19 protein-coding genes and 1 other RNA gene are annotated in these 20,001 nt (G+C 69.4%); 7 read left to right on the forward strand and 13 right to left on the reverse strand.

The window, feature by feature from the left end; all coding sequences use genetic code 11:
* Nucleotides 1–55: 55 nt before the first annotated feature.
* Together pheT and DK389_RS18170 are read left to right on the forward strand one after the other, a co-directional pair.
* Nucleotides 56–2,479: a phenylalanine--tRNA ligase subunit beta gene (gene pheT / locus DK389_RS18165; protein ID WP_109891596.1), complete on the forward strand. Its 2,424-nt coding sequence runs from the start codon at nucleotides 56–58 to the stop codon at nucleotides 2,477–2,479.
* A complete protein-coding gene (locus tag DK389_RS18170; RefSeq protein WP_109891597.1) occupies nucleotides 2,476–3,309 on the forward strand; it encodes a DUF1186 domain-containing protein in 834 nt (277 codons plus the stop codon). The genes pheT and DK389_RS18170 overlap by 4 nt, the downstream gene beginning before the upstream one ends.
* 358 nt (nucleotides 3,310–3,667) lie before the next feature.
* Here the strand turns inward: DK389_RS18170 and DK389_RS18175 are convergent, their stop codons facing one another.
* Both DK389_RS18175 and DK389_RS18180 read right to left on the reverse strand, forming a co-directional pair.
* Nucleotides 3,668–4,003, reverse strand: a complete 336-nt coding sequence (locus DK389_RS18175) for a DUF6894 family protein (RefSeq protein WP_162560718.1) — start codon at nucleotides 4,001–4,003, stop codon at nucleotides 3,668–3,670.
* Nucleotides 4,004–4,578: 575 nt separating this feature from the next.
* The gene (locus tag DK389_RS18180; protein WP_109896542.1) at nucleotides 4,579–5,391 is read right to left on the reverse strand and encodes a HesA/MoeB/ThiF family protein; all 813 of its coding nucleotides are present in this window, start codon (nucleotides 5,389–5,391) and stop codon (nucleotides 4,579–4,581) included.
* Nucleotides 5,392–5,501: 110 nt separating this feature from the next.
* Between DK389_RS18180 and dapE the strand changes: the two genes are divergently transcribed.
* Nucleotides 5,502–6,689 carry a succinyl-diaminopimelate desuccinylase gene (gene dapE / locus DK389_RS18185; protein ID WP_109891599.1) on the forward strand — a complete coding sequence of 396 codons (1,188 nt, stop codon included), beginning with the start codon at nucleotides 5,502–5,504 and terminating at the stop codon, nucleotides 6,687–6,689.
* Here dapE and truA read toward each other — a convergent pair.
* The 3 genes from truA to DK389_RS18200 are packed head-to-tail and all read right to left on the reverse strand — an operon-like array spanning nucleotide 6,647 to nucleotide 8,908.
* The gene (truA, locus tag DK389_RS18190; RefSeq protein ID WP_109891600.1) at nucleotides 6,647–7,432 is read right to left on the reverse strand and encodes a tRNA pseudouridine(38-40) synthase TruA; all 786 of its coding nucleotides are present in this window, start codon (nucleotides 7,430–7,432) and stop codon (nucleotides 6,647–6,649) included. The two genes, dapE and truA, sit on opposite strands and share 43 nt — an antisense overlap.
* On the reverse strand, nucleotides 7,432–8,361 hold the full coding sequence (gene fmt, locus DK389_RS18195; RefSeq protein ID WP_109891601.1) for a methionyl-tRNA formyltransferase: 930 nt from the start codon (nucleotides 8,359–8,361) through the stop codon (nucleotides 7,432–7,434). The genes truA and fmt overlap by 1 nt, the downstream gene beginning before the upstream one ends.
* 28 nt (nucleotides 8,362–8,389) lie before the next feature.
* Nucleotides 8,390–8,908 carry a peptide deformylase gene (locus DK389_RS18200; RefSeq protein WP_109891602.1) on the reverse strand — a complete coding sequence of 173 codons (519 nt, stop codon included), beginning with the start codon at nucleotides 8,906–8,908 and terminating at the stop codon, nucleotides 8,390–8,392.
* Nucleotides 8,909–9,111: 203 nt separating this feature from the next.
* On the opposite strand from DK389_RS18200, the gene DK389_RS18205 reads away from it, so the two are divergent.
* Nucleotides 9,112–9,294 (forward strand): hypothetical protein, encoded by a 183-nt coding sequence (locus DK389_RS18205; protein ID WP_109891603.1) that lies wholly within the window; start codon nucleotides 9,112–9,114, stop codon nucleotides 9,292–9,294.
* 37 nt (nucleotides 9,295–9,331) lie between these two features.
* A complete protein-coding gene (locus tag DK389_RS18210) occupies nucleotides 9,332–9,622 on the forward strand; it encodes a GAF domain-containing protein (protein WP_162560719.1) in 291 nt (96 codons plus the stop codon).
* 4 nt (nucleotides 9,623–9,626) lie between these two features.
* On the opposite strand, the gene recR is transcribed toward DK389_RS18210, so the two are convergent.
* Nucleotides 9,627–10,232: a recombination mediator RecR gene (recR, locus tag DK389_RS18215; protein WP_109891606.1), complete on the reverse strand. Its 606-nt coding sequence runs from the start codon at nucleotides 10,230–10,232 to the stop codon at nucleotides 9,627–9,629.
* Between the two features lie 412 nt (nucleotides 10,233–10,644).
* On the opposite strand from recR, the gene DK389_RS18220 reads away from it, so the two are divergent.
* Nucleotides 10,645–12,264, forward strand: coding sequence for a phosphoenolpyruvate carboxykinase (locus DK389_RS18220; protein ID WP_109891608.1), 1,620 nt, complete (start codon nucleotides 10,645–10,647; stop codon nucleotides 12,262–12,264).
* A gap of 49 nt (nucleotides 12,265–12,313) precedes the next feature.
* Here the strand turns inward: DK389_RS18220 and DK389_RS18225 are convergent, their stop codons facing one another.
* From DK389_RS18225 to DK389_RS18245, 5 genes are all read right to left on the reverse strand, one after another.
* Nucleotides 12,314–14,221, reverse strand: a complete 1,908-nt coding sequence (locus DK389_RS18225) for a CHASE3 domain-containing protein (RefSeq protein WP_236960160.1) — start codon at nucleotides 14,219–14,221, stop codon at nucleotides 12,314–12,316.
* Nucleotides 14,222–14,308: 87 nt separating this feature from the next.
* On the reverse strand, nucleotides 14,309–14,632 hold the full coding sequence (locus DK389_RS18230; protein WP_109891612.1) for a YbaB/EbfC family nucleoid-associated protein: 324 nt from the start codon (nucleotides 14,630–14,632) through the stop codon (nucleotides 14,309–14,311).
* A gap of 60 nt (nucleotides 14,633–14,692) precedes the next feature.
* Nucleotides 14,693–16,501 (reverse strand): DNA polymerase III subunit gamma/tau, encoded by a 1,809-nt coding sequence (locus DK389_RS18235; RefSeq protein WP_109891614.1) that lies wholly within the window; start codon nucleotides 16,499–16,501, stop codon nucleotides 14,693–14,695.
* 67 nt (nucleotides 16,502–16,568) lie between these two features.
* An RNA gene (gene ffs / locus DK389_RS18240) (signal recognition particle sRNA small type) lies at nucleotides 16,569–16,664 on the reverse strand.
* A gap of 50 nt (nucleotides 16,665–16,714) precedes the next feature.
* Complete coding sequence (locus tag DK389_RS18245; RefSeq protein WP_109891617.1) at nucleotides 16,715–16,975, reverse strand: PepSY domain-containing protein; 261 nt, start codon at nucleotides 16,973–16,975, stop codon at nucleotides 16,715–16,717.
* Nucleotides 16,976–17,092: 117 nt separating this feature from the next.
* On the opposite strand from DK389_RS18245, the gene DK389_RS18250 reads away from it, so the two are divergent.
* Entirely contained in the window at nucleotides 17,093–18,631 is a 1,539-nt protein-coding gene (locus DK389_RS18250; RefSeq protein WP_109891619.1) for a YifB family Mg chelatase-like AAA ATPase, read from the forward strand.
* Nucleotides 18,632–18,652: 21 nt separating this feature from the next.
* On the opposite strand, the gene DK389_RS18255 is transcribed toward DK389_RS18250, so the two are convergent.
* Nucleotides 18,653–19,375, reverse strand: coding sequence for a glutathione S-transferase (locus tag DK389_RS18255; RefSeq protein WP_109891621.1), 723 nt, complete (start codon nucleotides 19,373–19,375; stop codon nucleotides 18,653–18,655).
* Nucleotides 19,376–19,444: 69 nt separating this feature from the next.
* Nucleotides 19,445–19,876: a hypothetical protein gene (locus DK389_RS18260; protein ID WP_109891623.1), complete on the reverse strand. Its 432-nt coding sequence runs from the start codon at nucleotides 19,874–19,876 to the stop codon at nucleotides 19,445–19,447.
* Nucleotides 19,877–20,001: the final 125 nt, after the last annotated feature.

Raw genomic sequence — 20,001 nt, forward strand, 5'->3', positions numbered from 1 at the left:
CATCCTGGCCGGCGCCCCCCGCTCGAGCGGGAAGCGGCGCCGAAGGACGGCTCCGATGAAATTCACCCTCTCCTGGCTCAAGGATCATCTCGAGACCGACGCCTCGCTCGACACGATCGCCGAGACGCTGACGCGCATCGGCCTGGAGGTGGAGGGCATCGAGGACAAGGCGACCGCGCTGAAGCCCTACGTGGTCGCCAGGGTGCTGACCGCAGAGCAGCACCCGAACGCGGATCGCCTGCGTGTCTGCATGGTCGATACGGGCGACGGGCAGCCGCTGCAGGTCGTCTGCGGGGCGCCGAACGCGCGCGCCGGCATGAAATCCGTCTTCGCGCCGCCCGGCACCTACGTCCCGGGCAAGAACATCACCCTGTCGGTCGGCAGCATCCGCGGCGTCGAGAGCCGCGGCATGCTCTGCTCGGGCGCCGAGCTCGGCCTCGGCGACGACCATGACGGCATCCTCGACCTGCCCGAGGATGCGCCCGTGGGCGAGCCCTACGCCCTCTATGCCGGGCTGGACGACCCGGTCGTCGAGATCAACCTCACGCCGAACCGGCCGGATTGCACCTCGATCCACGGCATCGCCCGCGATCTGGCGGCGACCGGGATCGGCATCCTCAAGCGCGAGCCGCTGCCCCCCGTGCGTGGGGAGGGCGCGTGCCCCGTCCCCGTCGTCCTCGACGTCGCGGGCGAGGATGCCAAGCTCTGCCCGCTCTTCGCCCTGCGCCTCGTGCGCGGCGTGAAGAACGGCCCGTCGCCTGCCTGGATGCAGGCCCGGCTGCGGGCGATCGGCCTCCGGCCGATCAACGCGCTCGTCGACATCACGAACTACATGACCTTCGACCGCGGCCGCCCGCTCCACGTCTTCGACGCGGCCAAGGTCTCGGGCGGCCTCACCGTGCGCCGCGCGCGGAGCGGCGAGACGCTGCTCGCCCTCGACGGGCGCACGCATCAACTCACGGAAGACATGGTCGTGATCGCCGACGAGCGCGGCGTCGAATCGGTCGGCGGCATCATCGGCGGCGAGGCGTCGGGCTGCGACGAGGGCACGGTCGACGTGCTCATCGAATCCGCCCTGTGGGATCCGGCCAACATTGCGCAGACCGGGCGCCGCCTCGGCGTCATCACGGATGCCCGCTACCGCTTCGAGCGCGGCGTCGACCCGGCCTTCGCCCTGCCCGGGCTCGACCTCGCCACCCGCCTCGTCCTCGACATCTGCGGCGGCAGCCCGAGCGAGGCGACGATCGCGGGCGAGGTGCCGGAGACCGGCCACGTCATCGATTTCCCGTGGACCGAGGTGCGGCGCCTCGCCGGAATCGAGCTCTCCCGCGCCGAGATGAAGGTGACGCTGGAGACGCTGGGCTTCCACGTCGCCGGCACCGGCGACCGGGTGAAGGTGCTGGCGCCGTCCTGGCGGCCCGACATCGAGGGCAAGGCCGATCTCGTCGAGGAGATCGTGCGCATCGCCGGCCTCGACCGGATCGAGCCCAAGCCCCTGCCGCGTCTCGTGGCGGGCGCAGCCAAGCCCGTCCTGACGGTGATCCAGAAGCGGACCCGGGTGGCGAAGCGCGCGCTCGCGAGCCGAGGGCTGATGGAGGCCGTGACGTGGTCCTTCATCCCGCACGAGGACGCAGTGCTGTTCGGTGGCGGCGGAAGCGCGCTGGCACTCGCCAATCCCATCGCCGCCGACCTCTCGGACATGCGCCCGAGCCTCGTGCCGGGCCTGCTCCGGGCGGCGCAGCGCAACGCCGACCGCGGCTACCCCGACGTCGCCCTGTTCGAGGTCGGCCAATGCTTCGCGGGCGACGAGCCGGACGAGCAGAGCATCCGCGCAGCGGCCGTGCGTCGCGGCAGCGCGGGCCGTGACGGCGGCGGACGCCACTGGGACGGCGCGGCAGGCCCGGTCGACGTCTTCCAGGCGAAGGCCGACGCGCTGGCGCTGCTTTCCGGCCTCGGCGTACCGACCGGCGGCCTGCAGGTGGCGGCGGGCGGCCCCGACTGGCTGCATCCCGGCCGCTCCGGCACCCTTCAGTTCGGGCCGAAGAACCCGGTCGGTCATTTCGGTGAGATCCATCCGCGCATCCTGAAGGCGCTCGATCTCAAGGGCACGCTCGTCGCCTTCGAGATCGTCCTGGACGCGCTGCCGCTGCCGAAATTCAAACCGACCAAGGTGAAGCCAGCCCTCGCCCTCTCGGATTTCCAGCCGGTCTCCCGCGATTTCGCCTTCGTGGTGGGACGCGACGTTGCCGCGGGCGAGGTGGTCAAGGCCGCGCAGGCTGCGGAGCGCAAGCTCATCGCCGGCATCGACGTGTTCGACATCTACGAGGGGACCGGGATCCCGGAGGGCTCGAAGTCGGTCGCGATCGCGGTCCGGTTGCAGCCCGTCGAGAAGACGCTGACCGACGCGGAGATCGAGGCGGTGAGCGCCCGGATCGTTGCCGAGGTCGCGCGCAAGACCGGCGCGACGCTGCGCTCATGACGGGCACCGACCTCGCGACGCGCCTCGGTCAGGCCGAGTTTCTGCCCGAGGAGGCCCTGCGCGAGGCCATCGCGGCGCCGGACCTGATCGCCGGCGCGGTGCTGCGCCTCCTCGAAGCCGCGGGCGCTGGCGTCGAGCTCACGGACGAGGAGGCGAACCTCCTGTTCTGGGGCCTCCACGTGCTCGCCGCCACGCGCGATTCGCGCGCCTACCTGCCGCTGCTGCAGCTCCTCCGGCAGGACGGTGAGACGATCGACGATCTTCTCGGAGATGCCGCCGCGACGACCCTGCCGCAGGTGCTGGCCAGCCTCTACGACGGCGAGCCGGAGCCGCTCTTCGCGCTCATCCTCGACAGCACGACCGACGACCTCATCCGCAACGAGGCGCTGGCCGCGACGGCCTTCCTCGTCCGGGATCGGCGCATCTCGACGGAGGCCGCCGCCGGAATGCTGACGCGCTTCGACGACAAGCGCGTGGCGGTCGAGGGCGACGTCGGTTGGGTCGGCTGGGAAGAAGCGATCGCCCTGACCGGACTGCGCGACCTCGCTCCCCGCGTCGAGGCGGCCCGCAAGGACGGGCGCCTGCCGGCCGAGTTCTCCGATCCGGCCTGGTTCCGCGGCGCGCTCCGCCGAGCCGAGGCACGGCCGGACGACGCGAGCGACCTCGACGAGCGCGGTCTCGCCTACCTTGACGATCCGATCGGAGCGCTCGCCTGGACCGCAGAGGGTGCGGGCGAGCCGGCGCACAACCCGTACCGGGACGTCGGCCGCAACGATCCTTGCCCCTGCGGCTCCGGCCGGAAGTTCAAGAAGTGCTGCCTCGGCGCCTGACGCGCCGATTTTCGGGCACGGCAGGATCCGGCTGTCCCGATGCGGCTGACAGCCGCCGCATGCGGGGACGGGCGCCTCACGTCCGGAAGGCGACACGGACCGGTCGCGCGAGCGCGGAGCCGCATCGCCGCACGTTCCGCACTCGATCGATCTCATTGCGGTCCTTCAGGTTGTGAAGCGCCGCCGCGATGGGCGCGTCGGGACCCCTGCAGGATCGGCTCGTAGATCTGCTGCAGATGTCGGTCGGGACGCTTGAGGATGGCGGCATCCAGTGTGATGCCACAAAGCGGGCTCGCATCCGGTGCGACCGAATGCAGGCATCTCGACAAGCGCCCCTCTCCGGCTTTCGCGTCGGTCCTCAGCAGAGATCCGGACGCAGCTTCCAGCAAAATCGGTTTCGTGCGGGATCGAGGATCTCCAGGAAGGGCACATTCATCAGGATCAGGCCCGCCGAATCCGCGATCTCGAAGGCGCATTCGAGGTGATCCTCGCCAGGGCTCCCCAGGGAAGAACGCCACATGTCGGCGGCGATGTCCGGAATGGCCTCGCACACATCCAGATAAGCATGATCGAGGTCGGCGAAGGTCGAGCCTTCCTCGTCGCGATGGAAGTTCGTCGGTGTCCGAAAGTGAAGATAGAAGTGCGGCATGAGCTGATCTCGATGTGTCGCGCTGCCATCGCGCCGATCACCCATTGCGGGCGTTCATCCCAATTTCCGGACAACGCGGCGGCGCGCGCCGATATCGTGATCCGCGCCGTCCATCGTCCGAGGTACCGCGACGCCCGTTACGATCGAGGCGCCTGGCGGGGTGTGACGACGTTCGAGTCTGATCACGAACCGAAATTGCGATGTCTCGGTCTATATTGCATCAGTTTGCGCTTTTAAACCCAAAATTTAAGAACAATTATAGCTCAGTTGTGATAATTGTATGAGCAATTACGATCCATTGGCAACAAAATCGCGCGGGTCTGACAAAATTGTTACCAAGATGCGCGGAAGGAACGATGTCGAAACAAACGGAGTGGGCAGAGATGCTTCAATGGTGTGAACGAAAACAGGCTGAAAATTTATGCACAACGATGGCTTCACGGTGAGCGGCGTCCTTCGTCGATGGTCTGAGCGGAGCGCTCTCTGATCAGCGATCCTCATTGCGGAACGGTCCCGGCTTGGGGGCAATGTTCGAAACGCCGAGAGGCTGGCGAGCCCGGGATCGACCCCGACGGGATGTCGGCCGCAACATTCCGTGCCCTTGGGGCTAGGAGGACCTTTCAGGACGTGCTGCCTGGGCGCTGCGCGAGATCGGCCGTCGCCGCATGTCCGTTCAGCGGGTTCGTCTCGTCCCAGCCGTAGGACAGGGTCTCGAAGCGCATCGATCGGGCGTCGACCATGAGGAGACGGCCGATGAGAGGCTCGCCGAAGCCGGCGAACGCGCGGATCACCTCCATCGCCATCAGCGATCCCATCACGCCCGCGAGCGCGCCGAGCACGCCGGCCTCGGCGCAGGGCGGCACGCTGCCGGGCGGCGGCGGGCTCGGGAACAGGCAGCGATAGGTCGGGTTCGGGCGCCCGTCAGGCCCCGTCTCGTGCGCGCGGATCGTCGTGAGCGAGCCGTCGAACTGGCCGAGCGCGGCCGTGACGAGGGGGCGCTTCGCGTGGAAGCAAGCGTCGGAGACGGCGTAGCGGGTGGAGAAATTGTCCGAGCCGTCCGCCACGAGATCGTAGGCTGCGAGGAGGCCGGGGGCGTTCTCGGCGGTGATCCGCGTCGCGTGCGCGACAACCTCGACATGCGGGTTGAGGCGCCCGACCGCCTGCGCCGCGCTCTCGACCTTCGGCCGGCCGATATCAGGCGTGCCGTGAATCACCTGTCGCTGCAGGTTCGAGAGGGAGACCGTGTCGTCATCGACGATGCCGATCGTGCCGATGCCTGCGGCGGCGAGATACTGGATCAGCGGCGCCCCGAGCCCGCCCGCGCCGATCACCAGGACGCGTGCCGCCTTCAGGCGCGCCTGCCCGGGGCCGCCGACCTCGCGCAGGACGAGGTGGCGGGCGTAGCGTTCGATTTCGTCGGCGGAAAGGGCCATGGCGAGGCCCATAGACCCGCGGCAGCGTCGGCGGAAGCCCCGGGGCCCTGTTCCGTTCGCGGCGCAGCTTCACTAGGGTGGCCGCCCCGCCATCCGATCCGCCTTGCCCCGTGCCGCACTCGCCCCTCGACCTCGCCCAGGCCCTGATCCGCTGCCCCTCCGTGACGCCGGAGGAGGGCGGTGCACTTGACCTCTTGGGTCGCATCCTCGCGGAGGCCGGGTTCGCGGTGGAGCGCCCGGTCTTCTCCGAGGCGGGTACGCCCGACATCCACAACCTCTACGCGCGGATCGGGACGGCGGGGCCCTGCCTGCTGCTCGCCGGGCACACGGACGTAGTGCCCCCGGGAGAGACGGGCGCGTGGCGCCACGAACCCTTTGCGGGCGACGTGGCGGACGGAATCCTCTACGGGCGCGGCGCCGTCGACATGAAGGGCGGCCTCGCCTGCCTGCTGGCCGCGACGCTCGACCTCCTCGCCGCGCGGGGGCCGGCCTTCGGCGGCTCGATTGCGTTCCTGATCACCGGGGACGAGGAGGGACCTGCGGTCAACGGCACGGTGAAGCTCCTCACCTGGGCGCGCGCGCGCGGCGAGCACTTCGACCATTGCCTGCTCGGCGAGCCGACCAACCCGAGCCGCCTCGGCGAGATGATCAAGATCGGCCGGCGCGGCTCGCTCACGGGCAAGATCACGGTGCACGGCCGTCAGGGTCACGTCGCCTACCCGCACCGGGCCGAGAATCCGATCCCGGGCATGCTGCGCCTCGCCTCGGCCCTCGTCGCCGAGCCGATCGACGGCGGCACGGCGCATTTCGACGCCTCGAACCTCGAATTCACGACGATCGACGTCGGCAATGCGGCCACCAACGTGATTCCCGCCGACGCGCGGGCCGTGTTCAACATCCGCTTCAACGAGGGCTGGTCCGCCGAGACGTTGGGCGCCGAGATCCGGCGGCGCCTGGAGGTCGCGGCCGGCAACACGGTGCGCTACACGCTGGACCTGCAACCCTCGAACGCGCCCGCCTTCCTGACGCGACCCGACGCCTTCGTGGATCTCGTCGCGGGCGCGATCGAGGCCGAGACCGGCCTGCGCCCTGAGCTTTCCACCACCGGAGGCACCTCCGACGCGCGCTTCATCAAGGACGCCTGCCCGGTCGTCGAGTTCGGCCTCGTCGGCGAGACCATGCATCAGGTGGACGAACGCGTTCCGGTGGCGGACTTGGAGCGCCTGACCGCGATCTACAGGCGGGTGCTGGAGGCCTATTTTCCGGCCGGAGCGTCGGGGGCGTCGCCCTCCGCGTAATCCACGCCGACGAAGGTCAGCCCGCAGGCCGGAGCCATCGGGCCGCACCGGCTGCGGTCGCGCGCGGCGAGGATGTCGGCGACGTCGTCGGCGGTGACGCGACGGCTTCCCGCGAGCATCAGGGTGCCGACCATGCTGCGGACCTGATGATGGAGGAAGGATCGGGCCGAAGTCGCGATCACGATCTCCTCGTGCAGACCCATCGAGACCCGCGCGACGTCAAGCTGCTCCAGGGTGCGCACCGGGCTCGCCGCCTGGCACTCGGCGGCGCGGAAGGCGGTGAAGTCGTGCCGCCCGAGAAGGGGTAGGGCGGCCGCCTGCATCAGATCGGGATCGAGCGCCCAGGGCACGTGCCAGACATGCGCCCGCGTCAACGCCGCGGGACTGCGCCGGTTGAGGATCCGATACCGGTAATGGCGCCGGATCGCGGAATGACGCGCGTCGAACCCGGCACGCGCGATCTCGGCGGAGAGGATCGCCACGGGCAGCGGGCGCAGATGTGCGTTCAGGGCGTCGCGCACCGTGTCCGTTCGCCAATCCTTCGTGAGGTCGAGATGGGCAACCTGATGAATGGCGTGGACGCCCGCATCCGTGCGGCCTGCGCAGGTGAGACGGGCGTCCTCACCGGTGAAACGCGTCACCGCCGCCTCGATCGCGCCCTGGACGGTGAGATCCTCCGCCTGCCGCTGCCAGCCGCAGAAGGGAGCCCCGTCGTACTCGATGACGAGCTTGTAGCGCGGCATCAGAGGAGGCGCGCGCCGGGCTCGAGCCGGGCGCCGCGCAGGAACTCGGAGCCGGAGACCGTGCCGCCGCGCCCGGCCCGGCGAAGCTCGGTCAGGCGCACGGCGCCCGCGCCGCAGGCGACGAGGCCGTCCGCTGAGAGGAGCGTGCCGGGCTCGCCCGACCCTTCAGCGGGCTCGGCCCGCAGCACCTTCACGCGCTCCGGCCCCTTCCCGAGATCGGCCTCGAAGAAGGCACCGGGAAACGGCGAGAGCCCGTTGACATGGTTCGCCACCGCGCTGGCCGGGCGCGCCCAGTCGATGCGCGCCTCTTCGTTCGAGATCTTGTGGGCGTAGACCACGCCGGATTCCGGCTGCGGCGTGAAGGCAAGTCCGCCGACGGCGAGTTCGGCGAGCGCCCGACCCATGAGGTCGGCGCCGAGTGGCATCAGCGCGTCGTGCAACTCGCCCGCCGTCATGCCGGGGCGGATCGGCAGCCTCGCCTCCATCGCGACGGGGCCGGTGTCGAGGCCGGCCTCCATCCGCATCACGCCGACGCCGCTCTCCGCATCGCCCGCCATCACCGCCCGCTGGATCGGCGCGGCGCCGCGCCAGCGCGGCAGCAGCGAGCCGTGCAGGTTTAGGCAGCCGTGGCGCGGCGCGTCGAGGATCGCCTGCGGCAGGAGGAGCCCATAGGCCACCACGACCGCGACGTCGGCCGCGTGCCGGTGAAACGTCGCGGCGGCGTCCGCGTCGCGAAGCGTAGCGGGCGTCAGCACCGGAACGCCGAGCGCCTCGGCGAACGCGTGGACGGGGGAGGGGCGTAAGCCGAGGCCGCGGCCGGCTTTGGCGGGCGCGCGGGTGTAGACGGCGGCCACCGTGTGGCCGTCCTGCGCGATGCGCGCCAGCGTCGGCACCGCGAAGTCCGGGGTGCCCATGAAGACGATTCTCAAGCTTGGGCCCTCGCTCGGGCGTGGGGCGTCAGGCGGCCTCGCCGCGCTTGGCCGCCTTGGCGAATTTTTTCACGACCCGGTCGCGCTTCAGCTTCGACAGGTGGTCGATGAACAGCACGCCGTTCAGGTGGTCGATCTCGTGCTGGATGCAGGTCGCGAGAAGCCCGTCCGCCTCGATCTCCTGCTCCTTGCCGTCGAGGTCGCGAAAGCGCACCCGCACCCGATCCGGCCGCTCGACCTCACCGTAGAACTCAGGAATCGAGAGGCAGCCCTCGTCGTAGACCCGCTTCTCCTCGGACGACCACACGATCTCGGGATCGAGGAAGACCCGCGGCTCGCGGGCGTTCTCGTCCTTCGAGGTGTCGATCGTCACGACACGCTTCGGCACGCCGATCTGTATCGCGGCGAGGCCGACGCCCGGCGCGTCGTACATCGTCTCCAGCATGTCCGCGGCGAGCTTGCGGATCTCGTCCGTGACGGGGCCGGCGGGCTCCGACCTCAGGCGCAGGCGGGAATCGGGCAGGATGACGAGGGGTCTGACGGCCATGGCGGAACCGGGAAGGACGGCGCCAAACCGCGGCGCTCGAAAGATTTTCGCAGATAAGGTGTGGGACGGGGCCGGTCAAATCGTCCCGTCAGGGTCGCGCACCTTCCGCACAGGCATCGGGCGGACCAAGCTTACTCTACCTCAGATTGCACTCGCTCGATCACCGCCCTAAGTACGCCGCCGGACGCGGAAGGGGGATCGACATGGTGGAGCAGGGTCTCGGCGCCGGTGCGTCGACCCCGCGGGCGGTCAAGCCCGAGGTTCCGGAAGAGGTCGTCGAGAGCTGGCAATACATCGTCAATGAGGTCGCGCGGCGCCTCGACGTGCCGGTCGGCCTGATCATGCGGGTGGATCGGTCCGGAGATCGAGGTCATCGCTGCCAATGACGATTCCCGGAACCCGCACGCGCTAGGGGAGCGCCGGGTGCTCAAGGATTCGGGCATCTACTGCGAGACGGTGCTCGGCCAGGGCACGCATCTCTACGTGCGCAATGCCCATGCCGACATCCGTTCCTGGGCGGGCAACCCGTGCTTCGAGCAGCACGGCCTGCTCACCTATCTCGGCTACCCGATCCGCTGGCCGGACGGCAGCCTGTTCGGCACGCTCTGCGTCCTCGATCTCGTGGAAAAGGTCTACACGGACCATGAGCGCGACGTGATGGCCCTGATGCGCGACCTGATCGAGGGCAACCTGCGCACGCTCTGCGTGCACTGACGGCTCAGAACGCCGTCCGGCTCCGGATGGCCGCCGACAGGGTCCCCTCGTCGAGATAGTCGAGCTCCCCGCCCACCGGCACGCCGTGGGCGAGGCGGGTGATCGTCAATCCGAGATGGGCGAGCGACTCGGTGACGTAATGGGCCGTGGTCTGGCCATCGACGGTGGCGTTCAGCGCGAGGATGATCTCCTTGACCGCCGGGTCGCTGGCGCGCTCGACGAGGCGCGCGATGTTGAGGTGCTCCGGCCGCACCCCGTCGAGGGCCGAGAGCACGCCGCCGAGCACGTGGTAGCGCGCCTGAACGGCACCCGAGCGCTCCAGCGCCCAGAGGTCGGAGACGTCCTCGACGACGACGAGGGTGGTCGGATCGCGCTTCGCGTCCCGGCAGATCGTGCAAGGATCGCTGGTGTCGACGTTGCCGCAGGCGTGGCAGACCACGATGCGCTCGGCCGCGATCCGCATCGCCTCGGAGAGGGGGCCGAGCAGGGTGTCGCGCTTCTTGATGAGCTGCAACGCGGCGCGGCGCGCCGAACGCGGACCGAGGCCCGGCATGCGGGCGAGGAGCTGGATCAGGCGCTCGATCTCGGGACCGGCGACGGCTTGGGGCATCGTGCGTCCATTGGCTGACCGGACGCGGGCGCGTCCGGGCGGGTCCCGCAGGGCATAGCGGGCAAACGCCGAACGGGAAATCGGGTCCGCGCGTGTAAAGATGGGCCTCGGCACCCGGTTTTTCTCCCGCGCGCGGCCTTGGGCCGCTGCGAGGGCCGTTCATCCACCGGACATTTGCGGCGCGCCAACATTGGTCGCGACTGACAAACCTCGCGTGCCTTCTCGACATCGTACGCAAGTCTGATTGACGGGATAGCTTCGCCACCTATCGACATTGATCTTACGCGAGAGGCGGTGAACCTGCGTGCGGCGGGCCTGAACGACCGCACGGACGTCGCCTCGCGAGGCCCGGCGTCGGCCCGATGCCGGAGTGGAGGAAAACGGCGCGATCAGGTGCCCGGGAGATACGCTCTTGACGAACATCGGTGATTTCAATGCGGGCCACGGCGCCGAAGCGATCGGCCTGAGAAACCTGAAGGCCGTCCACTGGAACCTCGAGGCTCCGCGTCTCTACGAGGAGGCACTCTCCCGGAGGGAGGGCACGCTCGCCCGCGGCGGCGCCTTCGTCGCGACGACGGGCAGCCATACGGGCCGCTCGCCCAAGGACAAGTTCGTGGTGCGGGACGCCTCCACCGAGAACGAGGTCTGGTGGGAGAACAACGGCGCCATCACGCCCGACCAATTCGAGACGCTGCTCGGCGACTTCCTGAAACATGCCGAGGGCCGGGAGCTGTTCGCGCAGGATCTGTACGGCGGCGCCGACCCCGCCCACCGGGTCAAGGCCCGCGTGTTCGGGGAACTCGCGTGGCACTCGCTCTTCATCCGCAACCTGCTGATCCGGCCGGAGCGCGGCGACCTCGCCGATTACGTGCCCGATCTCACCATCATCGACCTGCCGAGCTTCCAGGCGGACCCGGCGCGGCACGGATGCCGCTCGAAGACGGTTATCGCGATCGACTTCAGCCGGAAGATCGTTCTGATCGGCGGCTCGGCCTATGCGGGCGAGATGAAGAAGTCGGTCTTCACCTATCTGAACTACATCCTGCCCAGGAAGGGCGTCATGCCGATGCACTGCTCGGCCAATGCCGCGCTCGATGCCGAGGGGGGCTCGGCCCTGTTCTTCGGCCTCTCCGGCACCGGCAAGACGACGCTGTCGAACGATTCCTCGCGGATGCTTCTCGGCGACGACGAGCATGGCTGGAGCCCGGAGGGAATCTTCAACTTCGAGGGCGGCTGCTACGCGAAGACCATCCGGCTTTCGCGCAACGCCGAACCCGAGATCTACGCCACCACCGAGCGCTTCGGCACGGTGATGGAGAACGTCGTGATCAACCCCGAGACCCGGGTGCCCGATTTCGACGATGCCTCCCTCACAGAGAACACCCGCTGCGCCTACCCGCTCGATTTCATCGCAAATGCGAGCGCCACGGGACGGGCAGGGCACCCGAAGAACATCGTGATGCTCACCTGCGACGCGTTCGGCGTGATGCCGCCGATCGCCAAGCTCTCGGGCGCGGAGGCGATGTACCACTTCCTGTCGGGCTACACCGCGAAGGTCGCTGGGACCGAGCGCGGCCTGACGGCGCCGGAAGCGACCTTCTCGACCTGCTTCGGCGCCCCCTTCATGCCCCGCCACCCGAGCACCTACGGCAACCTGCTCCGCGACCTCATCGCGGGGCACGAGGTTGATTGCTGGCTCGTCAATACGGGCTGGACGGGTGGCGGCGTCGGCACCGGGCGCCGGATGCCGATCCGCGTTACCCGCCGGCTGCTCGCGGCCGCCCTCGACGGCACGCTCAGCCAGGGCCAGTTCCGCCGCGACCCGTATTTCGGCTTCGCGGTCCCGGTCGAGGTGCCGGGCGTCGAGCCGCATGTGCTGGAGCCGGTCAAGACCTGGAACAACAAGACCGCCTTCGCCGAGACCGCGGCCCGGCTCGTGACCATGTTCCAGGAGAACTTCAAGCGCTTCGAGGCGCATGTGGAGCCAGACGTGAAGGCCGCCGAGCCGACGAACCAAGCCATCGCGGCCTGAGGGCCGTCTCGCCTCTCTTCTCCCCTTGCGGGTAGGGGAGAGGCCGGGCTTACGCCGCCTGTGCGGCGATGACCTGGCGGACCTTTCGGGCGAGTTGCTCCAGCGTGTAGGGTTTGCCGAGGAGTTGCACGTCGGCATCGACGACGCCGTTGTGGACGATGGCGTTGCGCGTGTACCCCGTCGTGTAGAGCACGCGCAGGTCCGGGCGGCGCAGGCGCGCCGCGTCGGCCAGTTCCTTGCCGCTCATCTCGGGCATCACGACGTCAGTGAAGAGGAGCGAGATCTCGGGGTTCTCGTCCAGGATGCGTAGCGCCTGCGTGCCGCCGGTGGCGTGGATGACCGTGTAGCTCAGATCGCGCAAGGCCTCGACCGCCATGCGCCGCACCCCGTCCTCGTCCTCGACGACGAGGATGATCTCCCGCGGATCGCCCTCCGGGATCTTTGCGCCGACGGTCCCTGACTGGGCCGGTGCGGCCTCCGAGCCGACGAGGCGCGGCAGATAGATCTTCACCGAGGTGCCGCGTCCTGCCTCCGTGTAGATCTTCACGTGCCCGCCCGTCTGCCGGACGAAGCCGTAGACCTGGCTCAGGCCGAGGCCCGTTCCCTGTCCGACCGCTTTCGTGGTGAAGAACGGGTCGAAGGCGCGGGTTGCGATTTCCTGACTCATGCCGGAGCCGGTGTCGCTGACGGCGATCAGAACGTACTGCCCGGCGGGAATCCCGGGATGCGCCTGCGCGTAGGCGTCATCGAGGTGGGCGTTGGCCGTCTCGATCGTCAGGTGCCCGCCCTCCGGCATGGCATCGCGCGCGTTCACCGCGAGGTTGAGGAGAGCGTTCTCCAGCTGGTTGGCGTCGGCCCGCGTCGTCCAGAGGCCGCCGGCCAGTACCGTCTCGACGCGCACGCGCTCACCGAGGGTGCGGCGCAGGATCTCGGACATGCCGGGAACGAGGCGGTTGCAGTCGATCGCTTCGGGGCTGAGCGGTTGCTTGCGGGCGAAGGCGAGCAGGCGGTGCGTCAGGGTCGCCGCTCGTGCGCCGCCGTCGAGCGCCTGCTGGACGTAGGTCTCCAACCGACCCTCGCCGCGCTCGATCCGGCGTTTCAGCAGGTTGAGATTACCCATGATGATGGCGAGCATGTTGTTGAAGTCGTGAGCCAGCCCCCCGGTGAGCTGGCCCATCGCCTCCATCTTCTGGGATTGACGCAACTGGTCCTCCAGCCGCTCGCGGGCGACCGAAGCCCGCAGGAGCGCCTCGTGGGCGCCCGTGAGCTCCCTGTGGGCGCCGGCGATCCGGCGATTGCGGGCCGCGGCATCGAACAGGGCATAGGCCGCGAGCGAGACGGCGAGCAGGACGGCCGCCGCGATGGCGATCTGGAGGAAGCGGGCCGTGCGGGCCGCACTGTCCTGGCGGGTACGGAGGCGCGCGTCGATCTCGGTCTCGAGTCCCTCGATGATCCGTCGCACGCGGTCCATCAGCCGTTTGCCTTCACCCGACCGCACGACCGCGAGGCTCGCCTCGGTCTCGCCGGAGTGGCGCAGGTCGATCGTACGCCGGAGCTCGACGAGCTTCTCGGCCACGACGGTGCGCAGATCGGGTAGCGCCGAGCCAAGTTCGGCCTCGGCACTCGCGGCGATCTGATTGAGCGCGGCGCTGATCTGCCCTTCCGTTTCGCGGAACGGGCCGAGATACGCGTCCTCGCCGGTCAGGAGGTAACCGCGCTGGCTCGTCTCCGCGTCCTGCAGGTTCGAGAACAGGCGGAGCACCGAGCTGCGCAGCTCGACCGTGCGCCGAGTATCGGCGACGTTGCCCCGCTGCATCGCGATGAGGCCGCCGGTCGCGGCGACCACCGCGACGAGGAGCAGGAAGCCCGCGACGAGAGGAGCGAGACTGAACGGGCGCATCTCGGCGCCGTTCGGGCCCGCGCCCTGAGGAGGGGGAGGATGGCGGGCGTCCAACATGACCGAATCAGCACGAACCGGACGGAATTATCCGTTGGATCCGGACTTCGTACCAATCCGGGCCTGAAGAGGGTCGGCGAGATCCCGTCAGAAGGGAAGCTTCATTCCCGGCGGCAGCGGCAATCCCTTGGTCAGCTCGGCCATCCGTTCCTGCGCCGTCTGCTCGGCCTTGCCGCGGGCGTCGTTCATTGCGGCGACGACGAGATCCTCCAGGATCTCGCGCTCGTCGGCGACCATCAGCGTCGGGTCGATCGAGACGCCCTTCACGAGCCCCTTCGCCGTCATCGTCACCCGCACGGCACCGCCGCCGGAGGCGCCCATGACCTCGACCGCGTCGAGCTCGCTCTGCAGGTTGGCCATCTTCTCCTGCATGGCCTGAGCCTGCTTCATGATGCCCATGAGGTCGCGCATCGGATCGGTCCCGGTTCGAGTGTCGGTCTCGCGTGATGTAGGCAGGGCGAGGGCCGAGCGCTACGGCTCGTCCTCACCGGACTCGGCCTGTGCCGCGTCCTCGACCCCGAGGATCTCGACCTCGGCGGCCGCCTCCTCGTGCGCCTTCTCCCGGACGTCGACGATCTGGGCGCCGGGAAACCGGGTCAGCACCTCGCGCACGAGCGGATGGGCTGCCGCGTTCTGGTGGCGCGTCTCGGTGGCCGCCTTCGCGCTGGCATCGAGCGTCGGCGCGCCGCCCTCCTTCGAGAGGGCGACGATCCAGCGCCGACCGGTCCACGCGTCGAGGGCGCGGGCGAGATCGTTGGCGATCGTCTGCCGCCCGCCCTCCGCGAGCCGGAACTCGATCCGGCCTTCCTCGAAGCGCACGAGATGCACGTCGCGCCGCAAGGCGATCTGGAGGGCGATGTCGCGCCGTTCGCCCGCGAGCGCCACCACATCCTCGAAGCGGGCGAGGCGCGGTCCGGGCGCGATCGCGGGCGCTTGTGCCGGAATCGGCGCGGCGCGGGACACGGGCTCCATGGCGACGGCCTGAGCGAACGACGAGGCGGGACGCGGTGGGGCCGCCTGCACGGACGGCTGGGACGGTGCCTCGGAACGGCCGAGCGCATCGGATCTCAGCTGCCGCAGGGCCTCGTCCGGCGTCGGCAAATCGGCCGCGTAGGCGAGGCGCACCAGCGCCATCTCGGCCGCGGCCAGCGGTCGGCTGGCGGCCTGCACCTCGGGAACCGCTTTGAGCAGGATCTGCCACGCCCGCGAGAGCGCCCGTACGGACAGCTTGCCGGCAAAGGCGGCTCCACGGCTCCGCTCGACCTCGCTGAGCGTGGGGTCGGCGGCCGCCGCCTCGGGCACGAGCTTCAGCCGCGTGACGAGATGGGTGAAGCCGGCGAGATCGGCGAGCACGATCGACGGGTCGGCGCCGGCCTCGTACTGGCCGCGCAGTTCCGCGAAAGTCGCCGGGATGTCGCCGCGCATCACCGCCTCGAACAGGTCGACGATGCGCCCGCGGTCGGCGAGTCCGAGCATGTCCCGCACGCTCTCCGCGGTCACGGCACCGGCCCCGTGGGCGATCGCCTGATCGAGGAGGGAGAGTGCGTCGCGCACCGAGCCCTCGGCGGCGCGGGTGATGGCGGCAAGCGCCTCGGGCTCCGTGCTCACGCTTTCCGCTTCGCAGATCCGGGCGAGATGGGCCGAGAGAGTCTCCGCTTCGACGCGGCGCAGGTCGAAGCGCTGGCAGCGGGAGAGAATCGTGACCGGGACCTTGCGGATCTCGGTCGTCGCGAACACGAACTTGGCGTGGGGCGGCGGCTCCTCCAGCGTCTTCAGGAAGGCGTTGAACGCCTTCTCCGACAGCATGTGGACCTCGTCCACGATGTAGACCTTGTAGCGGGCGGAGACCGGAGCGTAGCGAATGCCGTCGATGATGCCGCGCACGTCGTCGATGCCCGTGTGCGAGGCGGCGTCCATCTCCAGCACGTCCATGTGCCGGGACTCCATGATCGCCTGGCAGTGGAGGCCGAGCTCCGGCATCGAGATGGTCGGGCCGCCCTCCGGCTCGCCGCTACGCGCGTAGTTGAGGCCGCGGGCGAGGATGCGGGCCGTCGTCGTCTTGCCGACCCCGCGCACGCCCGTCAGCATCCAGGCTTGCGGGATGCGATTGGCCGCGAAGGCGTTCGCCAACGTGCGCACCATGGCGCCCTGGCCGATCAGGTCGTCGAAGGTCTGGGGACGGTACTTGCGGGCGAGCACCCGATAGGGCGAGGGCGCTGCGACGGCGGGAAAGCCCGGAAGACCCGGCTCGTCGTCCTGCGTGCCGGTGCTCACGTCCATGCGGTCTGGCTGGGGGCTGTTGACCGTCCGGTCACGGCACGGCCGCGACGCATCGACGGTGAAAACGGGTGGGAGGCTGACAAAGACCCGCTCGGTCTCGTTAGGGCTGCTTCCTTCCGGACCTGACCCGGTTGGCGAGTGAAACGTCCCTCACCAACCTCCCGCCGCCTATATGGCCGGGCACCGCGGCGAACGCAAGCGGCGCCCGCAGCCTCACTCGGCCTCGCGCTTCACGATGGCCAGCGTCTTCGGATCGAGCTTCAGGTCGAACTTCTTGCCGTTGGCATCGATCGCATCGTCGACCTCGATCATCCCGTCGTCGAGCTCGATCTCCTTCCACTTGGTGAAGCCCTCCTGCTTCAGCAGAGCCTCGACCTTGGTCTGCTGGTCGGGCGGCAGCTTCTCGTCGGCGAGGACCGCACCCGAGACGGCGGTCGCGAAGCCGAGGGCGAGGGCAGCAGCAGTGAGGCGCATGGCGGAATCCTTTCTTGATCGACGGGCGAGGAACCGCCCAGCCGTACCGCAGTTCCGTCGTTGCGTCCGCAACGAACGCTGCCTACCTTCGGCGACGCTTTCCGAGGACGTTCGCCCATGGTCACCCGCGTCGCCACCGTCGCCTTCGAGGGGATCGAGGCGCGCGCCGTGGACGTGCAGGTGCAGATCGTTCCGGGCTCCGTCACGTTCACCATCGTCGGACTGCCCGACAAGGCGGTCGCCGAATCGCGAGACCGGGTACGCGGGGCGCTGATCGCCTCCGGCCTCGCGCTGCCGGCCAAGCGCATCACCGTGAACCTCGCGCCCGCCGACCTGCCGAAGGAGGGCTCGCATTACGACCTGCCGATCGCGCTCGGCGTGATGGCGGCGATCGGTGCGCTGCCGGTCGACGCGCTCGGCGGTTACTGCGTGCTGGGCGAGCTCGCCCTCGACGGCTCGATCACCGCGGTGAACGGCGTATTGCCGGCCGCCATGGCCGCGAATACGCGCGGCCTCGGCCTGATCTGCCCCGCGGCGACGGGTCCCGAAGCGGCCTGGGCCGGCGGCGATCTCGACGTGCTGGCGCCGCGCTCGCTCATCCAGCTCGCAAACCATTTCAAGGGCGCCCAGGTGATGGCCCGTCCTGTGCCGGCACTCGCCGCGCCGTCCGGCGCAATGCCGGATCTGCGCGACATCAAGGGCCAGGAGAGCGCCAAGCGTGCCCTGGAGATCGCGGCGGCGGGTGGCCACAACCTGCTGATGAACGGGCCACCCGGTGCGGGCAAGTCGATGCTCGCGGCGCGGCTCCCCTCGATCCTCCCGCCGCTGTCGCCACGCGAACTCCTCGACGTATCGATGATCCAGTCGGTGGCGGGCGAACTGAAGGAGGGCGCCCTCTCGAATCGGCGCCCGTTCCGCCAGCCGCACCATTCGGCCTCAACGGCGGCCCTGGTCGGAGGCGGTATCGCCGCGCGGCCGGGCGAGATCTCCCTCGCCCACGGCGGCGTCCTGTTCCTCGACGAATTGCCCGAGTTCAACCCGCAGACCCTCGATTCCCTCCGCCAACCGATGGAGACGGGTGAAGTGATGATCGCGCGGGCAAACCACCGGGTCTCCTACCCGGCCCGGTTTCAGCTCGTCGCCGCCATGAATCCCTGCCGCTGCGGACAGGCGCTGGAGCCCGGCTATGCCTGCCGGAGGGGGCCGAACGAGCGTTGCCTGGCGCAGTACGGCGCCCGCATCTCGGGTCCGCTCCTCGACCGGATCGACTTGCGCATCGAGGTCGCGGCGGTGACGGCCGCCGATCTCATCCTGCCGCCGCCCCTCGAAGGCTCGGCGCAAGTGGCGGCGCGGGTCGCGGCGGCACGAAGCGTTCAGACGGCGCGCTATGCCGCGCGCGGTCTAGCGCCCGCGACCACGAATGCCACCTGTCCGGCCCCCGTCATCGAAGAGGTCGCTACGCCGGATGCGGAGGGGGCGGCGCTGATTCGGGGCGCGGCCGAGACCATGCGGCTGTCGGCCCGCGGTTTCCACCGGACCCTGCGGGTCGCTCGCACGCTGGCCGACCTCGACGGAGAGGTACAGGTTCGGCGCGCGCATCTCGCCGAAGCGCTCTCCTACCGGGCGCGGGCGGAGGGGAGAGCGGCGGCAGCGTGACGGCTCGCGGCCACCCCTCCGTCAGGCATCGAGTTCGGGATATCGTCGAAAGATGCCTTGCTCGTTGAAGGGAATGCGCCGTTCGCTGACGAGATAGGCGAAGATCCGCGGGCGCTCGCGGATCGCTAGATGCAGGGCCTCCAGGCGCGGATGATCCTTCAGGGCGGCGTGGGTGGCGTTCGGAAAGGCGTAAAGGAGCCCGTCGAGGAGCTGGAAGAGGGACAGATCCGCGTAGGTGACGGTGCGGCCGACGAGGTGATGTCCGCCGTTGCGGCCGATGATGCGCTCGAACCAACCGAAGAATTTCGGGATCCGATGAGCGCGAAAGTCCGCGGCCCGGCGCGCGGATTCCGGCTTCTGCTCCTCGTAGGTCAGGCTCACGGCGACCGGATGATGGGTGTCGTGCACCTCCGTCACCATGTCCGCGATGGTGAGCTGGATCTGATGAGCCCAGATCCGATCGGCCTCGGTCGTCCCGATGAGGCCGAGGCGTGGACCGAGATAGAGGAGGATCGCAGCGGTCTGCGCCACGACGACGGCGCCGTCCTTCAGAAAGGGAGGGGCGAAGGGCGGGCGGCAGAGACTCGAATCCTCCAGGATCCGCATCATCGCCTCCAGCCCGCTCCCGTCGTCGCCCTTGCCCCGCGCGACGTCGATGTAGGGGGCGCCCGCCTCCTCAAGGGCGAGGCGCACGAACTCGCCGCGTCCCTGGAGCATCGGCCAGTAATGGAGTTCGTAGGCCATCGCGGTTCCTCCCGTCCTGAAGACAAGAGGCGCCGCCGCGATGGGTTCAAAGGGGCCTGACGCCCGAGTTCAGTGCTGCTCCACCTCTCCGGGAGCGGCCCGATCCGCGGCCGGCTCGGCGCTCGCCACGGCCTTGCGTTCCAGGAGCGGTTGCAGGCGTTCGGCGAGGGTCCGGTCGAGATGCTTGGCGTATCCGCTCTTGAAATAGCGCGTTCCGGAGCCCGGCCCGAACAAGCGGTCGTGGGCCGCCGTCATCGCGTCGACCTCGGGTCGGCAGAGAAATCCGATGACGCCCGCGGCCCGATACCACTGGCCCGCCCGCGCGAAGTTCATCGCGCCGGGATTGGCCATCACGGTCTCGGCGAAGCAGTCCGTCGCTGCTTTCTCCAGAGGAGCGAGAACCTGGGCCGCGTCCGCACGACTGCGCGCGTGCGGGCGCGCTTCGGCATAGGTTGCCGAGGCGGCGATGGCTGCGACGAGACCGAGAAAGAGTGCCTTCATGGGGACGAGCCTGAGATGCGAACCAGACTGTCGGCAGTATTCCCACCCGATTGCGTCACGAACAGGGCTTTGCGCGGCGCAGCGAGACCACAATCACGTTTGGTGCGCTTCTGTCGCCGGACGAT

This window comes from Methylobacterium durans (genome assembly GCF_003173715.1).
GTDB lineage: Bacteria > Pseudomonadota > Alphaproteobacteria > Rhizobiales > Beijerinckiaceae > Methylobacterium > Methylobacterium durans.

Excerpts from the sequence above, each read along its gene's own strand:
- pheT (WP_109891596.1), top strand. The coding sequence starts at position 56 with ATGAAATTCACCCTCTCCTGGCTCAAGGATCATCTCGAGACCGACGCC.
- DK389_RS18170 (WP_109891597.1), top strand. The coding sequence starts at position 2,476 with ATGACGGGCACCGACCTCGCGACGCGCCTCGGTCAGGCCGAGTTTCTG.
- DK389_RS18175 (WP_162560718.1), bottom strand. The coding sequence starts at position 4,003 with ATGGGTGATCGGCGCGATGGCAGCGCGACACATCGAGATCAGCTCATG.
- DK389_RS18180 (WP_109896542.1), bottom strand. The coding sequence starts at position 5,391 with ATGGCCCTTTCCGCCGACGAAATCGAACGCTACGCCCGCCACCTCGTC.
- truA (WP_109891600.1), bottom strand. The coding sequence starts at position 7,432 with ATGCCGCGCTACAAGCTCGTCATCGAGTACGACGGGGCTCCCTTCTGC.
- DK389_RS18200 (WP_109891602.1), bottom strand. The coding sequence starts at position 8,908 with ATGGCCGTCAGACCCCTCGTCATCCTGCCCGATTCCCGCCTGCGCCTG.
- DK389_RS18205 (WP_109891603.1), top strand. The coding sequence starts at position 9,112 with ATGGTGGAGCAGGGTCTCGGCGCCGGTGCGTCGACCCCGCGGGCGGTC.
- recR (WP_109891606.1), bottom strand. The coding sequence starts at position 10,232 with ATGCCCCAAGCCGTCGCCGGTCCCGAGATCGAGCGCCTGATCCAGCTC.
- DK389_RS18225 (WP_236960160.1), bottom strand. The coding sequence starts at position 14,221 with ATGTTGGACGCCCGCCATCCTCCCCCTCCTCAGGGCGCGGGCCCGAAC.
- DK389_RS18230 (WP_109891612.1), bottom strand. The coding sequence starts at position 14,632 with ATGCGCGACCTCATGGGCATCATGAAGCAGGCTCAGGCCATGCAGGAG.
- DK389_RS18235 (WP_109891614.1), bottom strand. The coding sequence starts at position 16,501 with ATGGACGTGAGCACCGGCACGCAGGACGACGAGCCGGGTCTTCCGGGC.
- DK389_RS18245 (WP_109891617.1), bottom strand. The coding sequence starts at position 16,975 with ATGCGCCTCACTGCTGCTGCCCTCGCCCTCGGCTTCGCGACCGCCGTC.
- DK389_RS18250 (WP_109891619.1), top strand. The coding sequence starts at position 17,093 with ATGGTCACCCGCGTCGCCACCGTCGCCTTCGAGGGGATCGAGGCGCGC.
- DK389_RS18255 (WP_109891621.1), bottom strand. The coding sequence starts at position 19,375 with ATGGCCTACGAACTCCATTACTGGCCGATGCTCCAGGGACGCGGCGAG.
- DK389_RS18260 (WP_109891623.1), bottom strand. The coding sequence starts at position 19,876 with ATGAAGGCACTCTTTCTCGGTCTCGTCGCAGCCATCGCCGCCTCGGCA.